Source organism: Geosporobacter subterraneus DSM 17957 (assembly GCF_900142145.1).
GTDB classification, from domain to species: domain Bacteria; phylum Bacillota; class Clostridia; order Peptostreptococcales; family Thermotaleaceae; genus Geosporobacter; species Geosporobacter subterraneus.
The window spans coordinates 1-13,967 of record NZ_FQZV01000017.1 but is presented as its reverse complement, the minus strand read 5'-3'; the positions used below and the strand labels follow the sequence as shown (position 1 = coordinate 13,967).

The following is a 13,967-nucleotide window of genomic DNA, read 5'->3' as shown; positions in this document are numbered from 1 at the left end:
AAAATACATTCACGAAAAGAATAGAAAGGCGGTGTTCTACCCATGCCGGAGAGAAGCAAAAACATCAACTTGCATTTTATGGTCAATGAGCAGGAACGCGACATGATTAAGAGAAAAATGGAACTGGCAGGTATCCGCAATATGAGAGCCTATCTTTTAAAAATGGCCGTGGATGGTTACGTGGTGCAGCTTGATCTGTCAGAGGTGCAGGAAATGGTGACCCTGCTGCGAACCGCGACCAACAACATGAACCAGATTGCCCGCCGTACTAATGAAACAGGAAACTTGTACGCTGCTGATATTGAAGATTTGCGCGGACATTATAACCGGCTTTGGGAACAGACAAACGGGATTCTCAGAAAGTTATCCGAGCTATAGCATATAAAATGAGGGAAAATGGCATATTTCCAACATGGGAATATGTCGCTTTCTCCGTGTTTCATTCTTCTGTATTCTCACATAATTCATTTGTTTATTTATTATCTATCAACCTTCCCATTATTTCTTTCATTGGAGCTCCGTCAAATTGCAATAGTAAAAATACAGATTTTGGTGTATAATATAATGAAAAGGGATTGCAATTTCGGCCATTGATAGCATAAAGGTTGTTCCAGACATCCAGTGTGAGATACCGCAAACAAGCATTAAAACATATATCGCAGCGCGTAGCATGGAGAAAGTGAGGTGAGGCGCATGATTTATTCCATAGACGAATTGAGAAAGAGGATAGCGCCGGTGGCGGAGAAATACAACCTGCGCGCCGTGTACCTCTTTGGTTCCTATGCCCGGAACGAAGCGACGGAAAGCAGTGATGTAGACGTGCTGGTTGATCGGATGGGTTCCAAAGTGAAAAGCCTGTTTGACATGGGCGGTTTGTACAACGACTTGTGCGACAGCATCGGAAAGGAAGTTGATTTAATTACAACACAGACTTTAGAGCAGGAAAGTACCCAGCAGCGGACGCCATGGTTCGTTGAAAATGTACGAACGGAGATGATAAAGATTTATGAATAGCGGAGACCGACAGAGGATATTGCATATCCAAAACTATTGCCGGGACATCGCGGGCTTTATCCAGAGATTTGGAAAGGACTATCAGTTGTTTATACAGGATAGGGCGTATTTCAATGCAGTATCCATGTGCATTTTGCAGATTGGGGAATTGGCAAACGGCCTTTCGGTTGAGTTTCGCGAGGAAACCAAAGAGCAGATGCAATGGGGTCTGATACGCGGAATGCGGAACTGGCTGGCGCACGCTTACACCGAGATGGATGAAAACGTCATTTGGGAAACAGCGACAAACAGCATACCGGGGCTTTTACACTTTTGTGAGAGGGTGATTGCACAGGAACACGGAAAAGATATGCCGCCTGTGGAAAAACCATCTATCCTTCAGCAGCTTGCCGAGGGCAAAAAGGCGGTCGAAACTCCTGGCTCTGAATCCCAAAATAAGAAAAGCATCGACCCGGAACGTTAGCGAACTAAATAACTGCAGACCGGAAAAGGCGGCTCATGAGAAATCGTGAGCCGCCTTTTCCGGTCAGTTTTCCATTACTCAGAGGGCACAATGTACTCCCAAGTAAAATATTCAATCGTTCAAGCTTCTTATCCAACCCTTTATTTCTTTCCTTGAAGCTCCCGTACAAAGTTCAGCAGATTTTCAAGCGCTTTGTTGTTCAGCGGTTTCAGCTCCGTGATCAGTTCATTGAGCAGTGCGGGATTTGTAGTGCCTTCGTCAAAAAAATCCTTTGGTGTCACCTTCAGGTACTCGCAGATGCACAAAAAATTCTGTATGGACGGCATGGCTTTTCTGTTTTCAATATTGTTAATATAGTTGTCGGCCTGTCCCATCGACAGGCTCATGTCCCGCGCCGATACACCCATCTGTGTCCGCAGCTGCGCCAGCCTTTCCGGTATATAACTTTCATCCATTGGTATCAACCTCCTTGCAATAGATTTTACTCTATAAAAGGAGCGATTTTGCCAATTGTGAGAGAGTATTATAATTGACATAATAGATATAAGCTACTATATTTGTAAATGTACGAAATCATATTTAGTACGGAAAGGATGAAGGACATGAAAACAGTATGTGTTACAGGGCCTCGGGAGATACCCAAAAATAAAATCGAGTACGTCAGGCAGGAGCTTCAACGTGAAATCGAGAAGGCCATTGCGGACGGATTTACCAGATTCCTCAGCAGTATGTCAAATAACGTGGATTTGGACTTTGCCGCTATTGTTGCGGAAAAAAAGAAACAATATCCCGATCTGTATGTGGAGGCGGTTATCCCTTACTCCGATCGGATAAAATCCAAAGATAGGCGGTTCCAAGAGTTGATGCCTCAGTGCAGCGGTGTCAAAGTAATCAGCCACGAACGAGACCGGGATTGCTACTTCGCCAGAAATCGTTATTTAGTCGAGAAATCGGAAAGAGTCATTGCGGTTTCAGACGGAAAACAAAAAAGCGATGCTGCACAGACCCTCCGGATGGCGGCGGCAAAGGGACTGGAACTGCGCATCATTGATATCTCGGACGAGCAGATTGAATAAAAAATTAAAAAATCAGAAAGCAATTTTTCTGCAGAACTGCCATCTTCCTTTTTATTGTGGAAACAGATCGACCTTGATGGTATAATAATCCAAAAGGAGGGGTGTTATGGGAATTTTAGCGGCGGCGGGCTTTGAACTGCTGATCGGCGCAGCGGTTGGCATTGTAATCTTTATCATTGGCCTTTTTCTCAAACAGATTATTGTTTTTGACAGTATTGCACTCGGCGTTATTGCAGGCTTCGCAGCACATGGTGTGCTGCACGTTCACATGGTGCTGGCGATTGTAATCGGAATTGCGGTTTTTGGAATTCTGCTCGGGCTGCAAATGACAAAGCCGGGCTTTTGGATTATTGGCATCCTGCTATCCATCCTTTGGGGTTTTATTTTTGGGGCTGTGGCATGGAGCATCACAGAACGCAACCTCTTTTGGACATACTGCATCTGGATAGTCGGTGCGTTGGTTATCCTGCTGCTGCACCTATGGTCAAGGAAGAACATGGACATATAACCGTAAAAAAATCATATGAAAAAAGAGGCGCTTGTTTCCGATTTGATCGGTATCGAGCGCTTCTTTTTTTAGAAAGGAGGGCTCCTATGGCAACCACCTATTTCAGACCCCGGCATATCGACAAAGGCAGGAGTATATTGGCGACATTGAAGAAAAGTCTCGACTATGGAAAGAACCCAAAAAAGACGCGGGACGGCTTGCTGATTTCCACGTATATGTGCGATCCTGCAACGGCTGACGCCGAGTTTCTGCTTGCCAAACGCCAGTATTATTATATTACCGGACGGGAACAGAAACGGGACAGAAATATTCTTCTTTACCAGATCAGACAGGCTTTCAAGCCGGGGGAAATTTCACCCGAAGAAGCGAACCGGATCGGCTATGAGCTTGCCATGCGTTTTACCAAAGGCCGCCATGCCTTTATCGTAACAACCCATGAGGATAAACACCATATCCATTCGCATATTTACTTCAATTCCACCACCCTGGACTGCACGGGAAAGTTTGATGATTTTCTTCATTCCGGTCGGGCCATTCGCAGGTTAAGCGATACAATCTGCATTGAGAACGGACTGTCTATTGTTGAAAATCCGAAGCCGAGTAAGGGAAATTACGGAACGTGGCTGGGTGATGAAAAGCCTCCTTCCTTTCAGGAAAAATTGCGCCGGGCCATCGACGCCGCACTGGAGAAAAAGCCCTCCGATTTTGAAGCGTTTCTTTCTCTCATGGAAGCATCGGGATATGCGGTCAAGCGTGGTAAGCACATTAAGTTTACCGGCCCCGGGCAGAAACGTGGAACCCGGTGTGATACCTTAAAAGGTGACTACACCGAGCAAGCAATCCGGGAACGGATCGAAGGTATCCGCATGGTGGTTTCCGGCGGCGGCAGCGCCTTTGAGCCAGCTACGGCAAAGGTTAATCTGCTGATTGATATTCAAGCAAAAATCCAGGCAGGAAAAGGCTACGGCTACGAACGTTGGGCAAAGATTTTCAACCTGAAACAGGCAGCGCAGACGTTAATCTTTTTACAGGAAAACGGCCTAACCGAATATGCCGCTCTGGAGAAAAAAGCGGCAGAAACGACCGCAGCTTTTAACGCTCTTTCCGAAAAAATTAAACAGGTAGAAACCCGCATGAAGGAAATTTCTGAGCTGCAAAAACATATCTCAAATTACAGCCGGACACGGGAAGTTTATGTTCAATACCGCAAGGCTGGCTATAGCAAAAAATTCCTTGCTGAACATGAGGGAGAAATCATTTTACATCAGTCGGCAAAGAAAGCATTTGATGCTTTGGGGCTTAAAAAACTTCCCTCCATCAATACGCTCAAACAGGAATACGCCGCGCTCCTTGCCGAGAAGAAAAAGCTCTATCAGGGCTACCGTCAGGCCAGGGAAAATATGAAAAATCTGCTGACGGTGAAAGAAAATACAGACCGGCTTTTACGCTATTCTCCATCCGCGCCGGAGCAAGAAAATTTGCGGTGATAGGCTTCCCCTCATCTTCCCTTTTCCAGCATGTAAAAAGCGTCCAGGTCGGGACGCGCAGCAGCGCCGCAGGCGCTTAACAGACGACGCGAAAGCGGAGGTCTGACGGGGATTGGGGCAGCGCACCAACAAGCAGAGCGGAGCCAGTCCGACCGGAGGGAGGAATGAGTGCAGCGTGCCTTTGTGGACACAAAGGCCCTGCTTGCCGTTTTGTGTAGCCCTGTAAACCGTTTTGTGTAGACGTGTAGCCCTGTAAATTGACTTTTACACCATATTCATATAAAGTATAATCAAAAGAATTAAGGGGGTGTTGACAATAACTCTACAACAACTAAAATACGTTTTATCCGTGGCTGAAAAAGGTTCTATCTGTGAAGCCGCCAAAGCTCTTTTTATTTCACAACCTAGCCTCTCTAATGCCATAAAAGATTTGGAAAATGAACTAAAGCTTTCTCTTTTTGTAAGAACTAATCGAGGTATTACGCTAACAAACGACGGTGCAGAGTTTTTAGGATATGCCAGGCAGGTTATCCAACAGACAGACATGTTAGAAGAAAAATATCTGACAGGCACTCCTGCAAAACAGCGATTCTGCATTTCAACGCAACATTATACATTTGCTGCAAATGCTTTTGTTGAACTAGTTAGATTGACCTGACAAAACCGGTTTTTATGAAGCTACACGCTTCTAAAACATAGAATTGACGAACTTTGATACTTGAATATGTGAGATACCAGGCCACTTTTACCCCTTTAGGCCATCAATTTGGCTGCTTGCCTCAGATTATGGGCGAGAATACCCAACCCGGTCCATGTTTGCGTTTTCCGGTATCCACTTAGCATGCTGCGGTTTAGACCGAACCGGCGTTTTAAACAACTGATACGGCCTTCAATTCCTGAACGCCACCGCTTCAACCGTCGGAATGTCGGTGTGTTTTCAAACTCGGTTCGCTCCTTTGACTTTCTGCCGATCTTGGGAATGCAAACATGCTTGACTCCTGCACCGTAGGCTAATTTCTCGTTATCGGAATCGTAATATCCGCGATCAAGTGCCATTTCTACAGGAGCTTTGCCAAATAAGTCCTTGTGCTTTTGCAAGGCATCATCGACCAGGATTCTGTCGCAAGGATTGCCTTTATACAGTTGGTAGCCTGTTACGATACCACCTTCTGTTTCTTGTATTTGAAGCTTGTATCCGAATTCAACCCGCTTTCCAAGCTTCCCTTTTACAATGGGGCGGGCATCAGGATCATTAAGACTTACGAGCCGGTCGGCAAGCTTTGTATTCCCAGCATTGACAGCTTCACTTTGTTCGATGATCTTGCAAACCTTTTTGGCGGTATCAAGTAAATTCCCCCGGAGCTTACGATCTTTCTCCGTCTCGGGAATGAGCTTCTTTGCCAAACGGTCTGCCTGAGCCAGGACTTTTCGAGCTTCTATTGCCATTTGACCGGTAATTTTTCGGACTTCCTTTCGTGTATCGTCTGTACGACGGCGTAGAACCTTGTTGATCGATAATATATGATCCTTCATCTTACGGATCGACTTCGTACTTTGTCGGGAAGCCTTCCCATAAGCTTGCTTTATGCGGGTGACTGCTTTTGTTAACTTTTTTACGCCTTCGTACAGCAGGCCCGCATCCGTAGGGTGGACGATATTGGCCTCCACCACTGTTGTATCAATACGAGTCTTGCGGCCTTTGAACAGTTTCTTTTGTACCAGGGACTTCAGCAGTCGTTGATTCATCTCATTGATGACTTCCTCACTATACTTTGTAGTAATCTTCATTAAGGCGGTAGCATCGGGTACTTTCTGTTCGATCGGTATACGGCAAAAGAACCGATACATGAGGTTGTGCGTAACTTCCGGGACAAGATCTTCGTAACTTAATCCGGCGTAATACTTAAGAAACATCATTCTGATATATACTCTGACCGGAACGGTCGGACGCCCACGCTGTGTATTGAACTGTTTGACAATCGGTTCTTCAAATGATTCGTCCTGTAGTAGCTTATCAATCTTTTCGAGTTCAGGAGTTAACTGGTATGCAGCTTTGGGTATAAGCACTTGTGCAACGGTTGGTTGATTCCATTCTGGATAATCAAGTATCAGCATATCTATCACCTTTTGTAAATTTTGTATTATGCTGTATAATTCGACATCCAGAGTCGAAATCCCTGCCTCAAACTCACTATATTCAAGGTTTTCAAGGATCATTTATCAGGTGAAACTAGTTAAAGAGTTTGGTGGAGCGGAATATGAGTTTACTATCCGAGAAACAAAAACCTTTGAAATAATTGAAGATGTTAAATTGTTACACAGCGAGCTTGGCATTATTTATCTGAGTGAATATAACGAAACCGTTATACGCAAGATACTTGACGAGTCTTCCATTGAATTTTATCCGCTATTCACCGTAAAACCACATGTATTTCTTTACAAAGCTCATCCACTTGCAGGCTTAGGTTTAATCAATTTAGAAGATTTAGACGAATATCCCTGTCTATCTTTTGAGCAAGGTGCATATAGTTCATTCTACTTTTCGGAAGAAATATTAAGCACCCGTAACGTAAAAAAGAGTATTCGGGTAAGCGACCGAGCAGCAATCGTGAATTTTTTGATCGGATTAAACGCCTATACTATATCAACGGGAATATTTCCCAAATATCTACATGGTGAAGACATCGTTTCTATTCCTTTAAACATTAATGAACAGATTAGGGTCGGCGTACTAAAACATAAGGATTTGACGTTAACCCATTTAGGCGAAATCTACTGGGATGCCCTTAAAAATATTGCCAAGCAAATATAATATGAGATTTTTGCAAATATGGCCTTATATAGCTTTTAGCTATGTCAGGCCATATTTTATTGGTATTATTTATGGCGAGAAAATTGTGTTATGATTAAATAAAACAAAAGGAAGATGAATTTATGAGAGACGAAACCAAATGTTTACATGCAGGATATACGCCGCAAAACGCGGAACCACGCGTTTTGCCAATTATTCAAAGTACAACTTATGTATATGATTCCACAGAAGAAGTCGCCGCAGTTTTTGATGACCCAATGAAAAGTCTGATTTACTCCCGGTTTGGAAATCCGACTGTAATGGCGGTAGAACGTAAAATTGCTGATTTAGAGGGCGGTATTGGAGCTTTATGTACAACATCAGGGCAAGCGGCACTCTTATTATCTATTCTGAATATCTGTTCTGCCGGGGATAGTATTATCAGTGTTCCTGAAATTTATGGCGGAAGCATAAACCTGTTTTCTTTCACACTCAAACGGTTAGGCATTGAGTGTATTTACGTCAAACAGGACGCAAGTGATGAAGAATTTCATGCGGCTTTTTGCCCAAATACTAAGGCAGTTTTTGGAGAAACACTGGCAAATCCTGCATTAACTGTACTGGACATTGAGAGACTTGCTCAGATTGCTCATGCACATCATGTGCCGCTTATTGTGGATAATACTTTTGCAACTCCTATTTTGTGCAAGCCGTTTGAGTTTGGTGCGGATATTGTCGTGCATTCCACAAGTAAATATATGGACGGTCACGCGGTACAAGTCGGGGGCGCTATTGTAGACAGTGGAAATTTTGACTGGAACTCTGGAAACTTCCCTGACTTAACCGGGCCTGACGAATCCTATCACGGAATTTCCTATACAGAAACCTATGGAAAAAGCGCCTATATCATAAAAGCAAGAATGCAGCTTATGAGAGATTTCGGCGTATACCCTGCCGCCCATTCTGCCTTTCTGCTCAACATGGGTCTGGAAACCCTTGCAATTCGTATGAAACAATACTGTGAAAATGCAATGAAGGTTGCTCACTATCTGGAAAGCTCCGATTATGTGGAAAAGGTAATATATCCGGGTTTGGAAAGCAATGCTTCCTATACTTTGGCTCAAAAATATCTAAAAGGTGCAAGTGGTGTCATCTCTTTTGTGATTAAAGGCGGTAAAGAAAAAGCAATTCGATTTATGAATTCTTTACTTTTGGCATCAAATGAAGTACATGTTGCCGATATTCGCACCTGTGTTTTGCATCCGGCAAGTGAAACACACAGGCAATTAACTGATGAACAGCTACAGGATGCGGGTATCCATCCGGGAATGGTACGGCTTTCTGTTGGGCTGGAAAATGTAGACGATATTATTGAGGATTTAAATACTGGCTTTATATCTATACAGTGAGAATTGACTATTATAGAAGAGTATATAACTTTGCGACAGCGCTTTTATAAAAGAAACAGAGGCGTCTGAATAATACTATGCCAACCAAAGGTGTGAAAAAAATAGTTGGTTTATGCGTGTTTTTGAAAGACTATTGAACCATACCACTTAAAATAAGGCGCAAAAAGAAAGGATATTTATGGTATGGATATACAAACAATCTCTAGTTTTATTATTTATGCAATTATAAATGCTTTCACACCAGGTCCCGGCAACTTGCTCGCCCTTAATACTATAGTGCGTGTAGGTTGGAAAAAAGGAAAAAACTTATTGTTGGGTATTTTTACGGGATATTACGCTGTACAAGTTTTGTGTGCCATATTAGTGTATGGGATGCAAAGATTTTTAAATCCTGTTATAGCCATAATGAAATATGTTGGCGCCGCCTACATCTTATGGCTTGCAATACATATTTTGTTAAGCAAACCAGACTTAAACGGAATGAGCAGCAAGCCGTCCTTTTGGACTGGGTTCGTTCTGCAATTTGTCAATGTGAAAATTTATTTATTTGGAATTACAGCATTAACAGGATATGTATTGCCTTTCTATTCGCTTTTTGGTGCGTTACTGTTATTTGAAATAGTTATTGCGACAATTGGTACTATTGCGACTTTGACTTGGGCCACTTTAGGCGGCGTATTTCAAAGAACATATATAAAACATTACCGTATTATCAATATTATTCTGGCTCTGGCTTTATTGGAATGTGTTGTTAGTTTGCTATTACTGTAACCAACTTTACTATAACAAAAGCAAAGTGTTCATATCAACAATATAAACGATCTTTCTAACACGTTTTAGTACAAAATAGTGCACTAATATTTTAAAGGGTATTCTATTGGCCGATAGATTGAAATTTTAAAATTACTGCCAATCTAAAATTGGTAGGAATTAAATGCGCGCTTTTAAGGGCCTTCCAATGCCAGTTATGCGATTGGAGGGCTTTTATGCGCGCAAAAACCTTGCTCTGGCTAACGGAGGGGCCGCCAAGTAAACATGGCGGCTGGATGTAGCCGCAGTTCCCTTCTTTAAAAAATTAAAAAAAGCAATAAAAATTTCACGTGCGCTTTGCACACATTTTTCATTCGACACCTTTCGGGCTTATCCCCGTAAAGGTGTTTTTTGCGCCCTTTTTTGACCGTTTCTTTGTCGGACAAGCTCCGATACCACTTCGGGCCACCTTGGCCCGAAGTCCAGTTTCGATGCCGCTCCCCGCCGCCTCCATTTAGATTCGCCATCACCAAAAATCGAAATGGAGGAAAGCCATATGGCAAAGATCAATCTGCGGGATTATTACCCGTTTTACAATGCTGACCTTTTTATTGATATACCCGATGAAGTGGCGGCTACCTTAACAGAAGCCAAACGACTAGAGCGAAACTATATCCGCCGTATGTTCTGGAACAAAGCTCAATATTCGCTTGATGCGGGCGACGGTATTGAGCATGACGCGCTTTTTGTTTCTCTCTCCCCCTGCGAGGTTTATGAGCGCAAGGTAACGGCGCAGGAACTCCATGCCGCTCTCGATGCGCTCCCCAACAAACAGGGCCGGAGGGTTTATGCCCATTACATACTTGGCATGAGCAAAACCGAAATTGCGCGTACCGAGGGTGTGAGTGAAAAGAATGTGCGTCAATCCATAAACCGCGCTCTTCGCAGCATGGAAATATTCTTGAAAAACCGTTTGTGATACGGGTCGATTTTGCATCAAAAATCTCATGGTTATTGAGAGAGGAATTTACTTCGGGCTACGTTGGCCCAAAGTCGGGACTTCTCCCGTGCTGTTTGAAAACTGAATAAAAAGATACCCGGATACGAAGGGTGTGTGTGCCAAGTGACAGGCCCGCCATGACCTCCATTGCCAGAGAATGGGGAGAGCGACAAGGCCCATGCCACAGGCGGGTCGAAACTGGCCCCGCCAAATAAAGCACACAAGCCTTGACACTTGCGTTCAGTCACAGTCCGAGCGTTGAAGCGGCCATTAGGCCGTGAGCCGTCGCAGGCAATGAGGACGCCTCGCCATCAGAATGGGGAGAGGTGAAAATCCTATGGGGTGGATAAGCCGCCGCCCGTCTGGGTTATCTGTTTTGAAGAATATCATCAGGAGGAGGCCGCGCCGGGCCTTACTGTCTTACGACAGGCCGACGCTTTCCGGCGCGGCGCTCCGCCTATTTTACAATAGGAGAATCGAAATGGAAAAAGACATGATTTTAGATATGATGCTGACCGAGCGATGGAGCAACAACGCTTGCCGAGGCTATGTCATATGGACTATGGAAAACTGCGGCTTCAAACCTGATGATATTCAGCGCGTAGTGATGGAGTTGTATGAGGTTTTTGATTTCAAGTCCATCGAAGAAGCCGACGAGCATTACCGTAACAGTCCCTATTGACTTCGGGCCGACTTGGACTGAAGTGTGAGGCAAGATCAAAGGCCAGCATTTGCAATTTGCAAAGTGCTGGCTTTTCGTGTTTCCTCACAGGACAATCAGGAAACTAAACATATATTTTATGGCTTTGAAAAGGAGGCGCAGAGTGATGTTGAATCAAGAAGAAATCAACATAATGCAAAGCGTAGATATTGCCACAGTAGATAAAGCGCAGTTAGCAGATGTTAGCGGCATAACATTTGACAACAGCCTGTCAAAAGGAGAACGCGCCGCTCGGATTTTGGCACAGGTGAAAAATCCTTATTGCTTCCGTCTTGGGGATACAGCGGTAAAAATTGAGTTTTCAGATGATGGGCCACCCCTGCAAGATATGATTGCCAATTTTCTGATACGGCAAAAAAGTGGTCTATAACAGGCCGCCCCCACTTCGGGCCAACATGGCCCAAAGTAGCATAAACACGCTGTTTTAGCGGCTCGACTACATTGTTCGCATTATGCCCAAATGGTATAATATAGGTGTAATGTGATAGGAAGGAGGATACATGGCACGCACAAAAAACAGGGGAACAAATATCGCCGTTTCCCTATTCTCAAAACAAACTCCCAAATGGCGGTTAGGAAAATATCTAAGGCTTTCCAAAGACGATTTCAAGCGTGGCAATGCTAAGGACAAAGATAAGGAAGTTAGCGACAGCATAGAAAATCAACGGAAAATACTCAACGAGTTTGAGCAGATGAACGTGGATGAATTTGAATGGTCGGAAGAATACAAAGACGATGGCTTTACCGGAACAGACGCCGACCGCGATGATTTTCAAAGACTATTGTCCGACATTCGCACTGGGAAAATCAACTGCGTGATTATCAAAGACCTTTCGCGCCTTTCCCGCGACTATGTTGAAGCGGGCATCCTGATTGACAGGCTGTTTGTGCAGATGAATGTACGGTTTATCAGCCTGCATGAACGGATAGACAGCTACAATGACCCGGAGAGCGTTTCCAGTATGGTTGTTCCGATAACAAACGTGATGAACGACCAATACTGCTATCAGACCTCAAAGAAAATCCGGCAGGTGTTTGACTACAAAAAGCGTAACGGTGAGTTTATCGGCTCCTACGCTCCCTATGGCTACATCAAAGATCCCAACGACAAACACGCCTTGCTTGTAGACCGTGAAGCCGCCGAAGTGGTAAAACAGATTTTTGCCATGTTTCTAAACGGTATGGCGGTTAGGGCAATCGTAAACCATCTGAACGACCACGGCGCTATGTGTCCGTCCCTTTACAAGCAGAGCCAGGGCCTAAAGTACAGTTGCCCCAACGGACAGGCAAAGCCGATGTGGAGTACCATAACAGTCACCAACATGCTGAAAAATCCTGTTTATGTCGGGGATATGGCGCAAGGCCGAAACCGTGTCAAAAGCTACAAGATACACAAAATCGAGGCCGTACCCGAAGAAGATTGGATTGTCGTTCAGAATACCCATGAGCCGCTTGTTGACCGGGAAGCCTTTGAAAAGGTTAAGCAACTGTTAAAGCGCGATACCCGTACCGCGCCAAAGCAAAAGCAACTATACTTGTTCAGCGGCTTTCTCCGCTGTGCGGATTGCGGCAGGGCAATGTCACGGATAGCAAGTAAAGAACTGTATGTTTACTATCAATGCGGCACATACAAGAGCCTTTCAAAAAAAGCCTGCACCATGCACTCGATTAAAAGTACAAGGCTTGAAGCGGCTACGTTGTACGCCATTCAGCAACAGGTACACCTTGCGGTCAGCTACTCCGCTATCGTTTCCCAAATCAATATGGCCCCGCTTAAAAAAAGCCAGTCTGTGCGGCTTGAACAGCTGATTTCCGCAAAAGAAAAGGAGCTTGCCAAAATCATGCGATACAAGCAAGGGCTTTATCAGGACTGGAAAGACGGTGTCATTACGCACAATGATTACCGCCACATGAGCGAAGATTACGAGCGGCAAAATGAGGCCATCAGTGAGGTCATTGCCAATCTGAAAAAAGAGCGGGACGAACTGGAAAACGGCATAGACGTTGAAAATCCGTTTTTGACTACTTTCCGAAAATATGAGAACATCGACAAGTTGACAAGGGAAATACTGATTGAACTGGTTGACCATATCAAGGTATACGAGGGCGGCGACATTAGCATACGGTTTAAGTTTGCCGACGAGCTACGCCGCATTATCGAATACATTGAAGTCAACTCGCATTTGCAGGTGGTATAACCCCACCGCTTCAACAGTTTGTTGGTTTTCCTAATATATAACGCTCATATTGTAATCAGTTGGAGAAAATATACATTTTGGAAAACAGCCGTGCGAAATGCTTAAAATGTGATAATGAATTTAATATTTCTTTCAGGATGCACATTGATTAAATTGAACAAGGTTCTTTAGCATTGAAAACTAATGAATATCACTAATTGACAAAGTAGAAAAAGTGTAACCTGAATTATTCATCATAATTTATCCAGCATTGCTTCGTGCCGCATAGTTACAGTAGTTTTGCATTATTATTGGTTTCACTTAAAAAGTGAAACCAATACAATAGAAAAAGAGTTTCAACTTTGTTAAAATGAAGTCACCACAACTAACATTTCACAAAGGAGAAACCCTTATGTCTAGTCTAAGTGCACTTCACTCAGAAAGCAACAGTAAAATTAAAATTAATTTCGCAGGAGGGGATTTATCCTCTGATTCTGGCCTACTTCTGATTAAGGAATTCGCCCATAAGCTTGGTTTTCCTAAACTAATTAAAAAGCTGTTTAAAACCAAT

At 43.8% G+C, this 13,967-nt stretch carries 17 protein-coding genes; 15 read left to right on the top strand and 2 right to left on the bottom strand.

Annotated features, from left to right (window positions below):
* Positions 1–42: 42 nt before the first annotated feature.
* From BUB56_RS07365 to BUB56_RS07355, 3 genes are all read left to right on the top strand, one after another.
* Positions 43–378, top strand: coding sequence for a plasmid mobilization protein (locus tag BUB56_RS07365; protein ID WP_028309364.1), 336 nt, complete (start codon positions 43–45; stop codon positions 376–378).
* Between the two features lie 315 nt (positions 379–693).
* A complete protein-coding gene (locus BUB56_RS07360; protein ID WP_028309363.1) occupies positions 694–1,014 on the top strand; it encodes a nucleotidyltransferase family protein in 321 nt (106 codons plus the stop codon).
* Positions 1,007–1,477 (top strand): HepT-like ribonuclease domain-containing protein, encoded by a 471-nt coding sequence (locus tag BUB56_RS07355; RefSeq protein WP_084296098.1) that lies wholly within the window; start codon positions 1,007–1,009, stop codon positions 1,475–1,477. Before BUB56_RS07360 ends, BUB56_RS07355 begins: the two co-directional genes overlap by 8 nt.
* A 140-nt stretch (positions 1,478–1,617) precedes the next feature.
* On the opposite strand, the gene BUB56_RS07350 is transcribed toward BUB56_RS07355, so the two are convergent.
* A complete protein-coding gene (locus BUB56_RS07350) occupies positions 1,618–1,932 on the bottom strand; it encodes a helix-turn-helix domain-containing protein (protein ID WP_028309362.1) in 315 nt (104 codons plus the stop codon).
* Between the two features lie 147 nt (positions 1,933–2,079).
* Between BUB56_RS07350 and BUB56_RS07345 the strand changes: the two genes are divergently transcribed.
* The 4 genes from BUB56_RS07345 (at position 2,080) to BUB56_RS07330 (ending at position 5,206) form a co-directional block, all read left to right on the top strand.
* Positions 2,080–2,553 (top strand): SLOG family protein, encoded by a 474-nt coding sequence (locus tag BUB56_RS07345; RefSeq protein WP_051534235.1) that lies wholly within the window; start codon positions 2,080–2,082, stop codon positions 2,551–2,553.
* Positions 2,554–2,659: 106 nt separating this feature from the next.
* Entirely contained in the window at positions 2,660–3,061 is a 402-nt protein-coding gene (locus BUB56_RS07340; protein WP_028309360.1) for a hypothetical protein, read from the top strand.
* Between the two features lie 86 nt (positions 3,062–3,147).
* Positions 3,148–4,548, top strand: a complete 1,401-nt coding sequence (locus BUB56_RS07335; RefSeq protein WP_028309359.1) for a relaxase/mobilization nuclease domain-containing protein — start codon at positions 3,148–3,150, stop codon at positions 4,546–4,548.
* Between the two features lie 310 nt (positions 4,549–4,858).
* Positions 4,859–5,206 carry a LysR family transcriptional regulator gene (locus BUB56_RS07330; RefSeq protein ID WP_330392583.1) on the top strand — a complete coding sequence of 116 codons (348 nt, stop codon included), beginning with the start codon at positions 4,859–4,861 and terminating at the stop codon, positions 5,204–5,206.
* 95 nt (positions 5,207–5,301) lie between these two features.
* Here BUB56_RS07330 and BUB56_RS07325 read toward each other — a convergent pair whose 3' ends face one another.
* Positions 5,302–6,663: an ISNCY family transposase gene (locus tag BUB56_RS07325; RefSeq protein ID WP_190014294.1), complete on the bottom strand. Its 1,362-nt coding sequence runs from the start codon at positions 6,661–6,663 to the stop codon at positions 5,302–5,304.
* Positions 6,664–6,772: 109 nt separating this feature from the next.
* Here BUB56_RS07325 and BUB56_RS07320 point away from each other — a divergent pair, with 109 nt between their 5' ends.
* The 8 genes from BUB56_RS07320 to BUB56_RS07285 form a co-directional block, all read left to right on the top strand.
* Positions 6,773–7,360: a LysR family transcriptional regulator substrate-binding protein gene (locus BUB56_RS07320; protein WP_242946242.1), complete on the top strand. Its 588-nt coding sequence runs from the start codon at positions 6,773–6,775 to the stop codon at positions 7,358–7,360.
* 122 nt (positions 7,361–7,482) lie between these two features.
* Positions 7,483–8,748, top strand: a complete 1,266-nt coding sequence (locus tag BUB56_RS07315) for an O-acetylhomoserine aminocarboxypropyltransferase/cysteine synthase family protein (protein WP_028309357.1) — start codon at positions 7,483–7,485, stop codon at positions 8,746–8,748.
* Between the two features lie 183 nt (positions 8,749–8,931).
* Positions 8,932–9,519, top strand: coding sequence for a LysE family transporter (locus tag BUB56_RS07310; RefSeq protein ID WP_028309356.1), 588 nt, complete (start codon positions 8,932–8,934; stop codon positions 9,517–9,519).
* Positions 9,520–10,054: 535 nt separating this feature from the next.
* Positions 10,055–10,477, top strand: coding sequence for an RNA polymerase sigma factor (locus BUB56_RS07305; protein WP_028309355.1), 423 nt, complete (start codon positions 10,055–10,057; stop codon positions 10,475–10,477).
* 502 nt (positions 10,478–10,979) lie between these two features.
* The gene (locus tag BUB56_RS07300; protein WP_028309354.1) at positions 10,980–11,180 is read left to right on the top strand and encodes a hypothetical protein; all 201 of its coding nucleotides are present in this window, start codon (positions 10,980–10,982) and stop codon (positions 11,178–11,180) included.
* A gap of 145 nt (positions 11,181–11,325) precedes the next feature.
* Positions 11,326–11,589 (top strand): DUF6870 family protein, encoded by a 264-nt coding sequence (locus BUB56_RS07295; protein ID WP_028309353.1) that lies wholly within the window; start codon positions 11,326–11,328, stop codon positions 11,587–11,589.
* 130 nt (positions 11,590–11,719) lie between these two features.
* Positions 11,720–13,417: a recombinase family protein gene (locus BUB56_RS07290; protein WP_028309352.1), complete on the top strand. Its 1,698-nt coding sequence runs from the start codon at positions 11,720–11,722 to the stop codon at positions 13,415–13,417.
* A 391-nt stretch (positions 13,418–13,808) separates the two neighbouring features.
* On the top strand, positions 13,809–13,967 hold a 159-nt coding region (locus tag BUB56_RS07285; RefSeq protein WP_190014292.1), incomplete at its 3' end, for a transposase.

Bases quoted from the DNA above. Each gene is read 5' to 3' on its own strand.
- BUB56_RS07365 (WP_028309364.1), top strand. From the start codon at position 43: ATGCCGGAGAGAAGCAAAAACATCAACTTGCATTTTATGGTCAATGAG.
- BUB56_RS07360 (WP_028309363.1), top strand. From the start codon at position 694: ATGATTTATTCCATAGACGAATTGAGAAAGAGGATAGCGCCGGTGGCG.
- BUB56_RS07355 (WP_084296098.1), top strand. From the start codon at position 1,007: ATGAATAGCGGAGACCGACAGAGGATATTGCATATCCAAAACTATTGC.
- BUB56_RS07350 (WP_028309362.1), bottom strand. From the start codon at position 1,932: ATGGATGAAAGTTATATACCGGAAAGGCTGGCGCAGCTGCGGACACAG.
- BUB56_RS07345 (WP_051534235.1), top strand. From the start codon at position 2,080: ATGAAAACAGTATGTGTTACAGGGCCTCGGGAGATACCCAAAAATAAA.
- BUB56_RS07340 (WP_028309360.1), top strand. From the start codon at position 2,660: ATGGGAATTTTAGCGGCGGCGGGCTTTGAACTGCTGATCGGCGCAGCG.
- BUB56_RS07335 (WP_028309359.1), top strand. From the start codon at position 3,148: ATGGCAACCACCTATTTCAGACCCCGGCATATCGACAAAGGCAGGAGT.
- BUB56_RS07325 (WP_190014294.1), bottom strand. From the start codon at position 6,663: ATGCTGATACTTGATTATCCAGAATGGAATCAACCAACCGTTGCACAA.
- BUB56_RS07315 (WP_028309357.1), top strand. From the start codon at position 7,483: ATGAGAGACGAAACCAAATGTTTACATGCAGGATATACGCCGCAAAAC.
- BUB56_RS07310 (WP_028309356.1), top strand. From the start codon at position 8,932: ATGGATATACAAACAATCTCTAGTTTTATTATTTATGCAATTATAAAT.
- BUB56_RS07305 (WP_028309355.1), top strand. From the start codon at position 10,055: ATGGCAAAGATCAATCTGCGGGATTATTACCCGTTTTACAATGCTGAC.
- BUB56_RS07300 (WP_028309354.1), top strand. From the start codon at position 10,980: ATGGAAAAAGACATGATTTTAGATATGATGCTGACCGAGCGATGGAGC.
- BUB56_RS07295 (WP_028309353.1), top strand. From the start codon at position 11,326: ATGTTGAATCAAGAAGAAATCAACATAATGCAAAGCGTAGATATTGCC.
- BUB56_RS07290 (WP_028309352.1), top strand. From the start codon at position 11,720: ATGGCACGCACAAAAAACAGGGGAACAAATATCGCCGTTTCCCTATTC.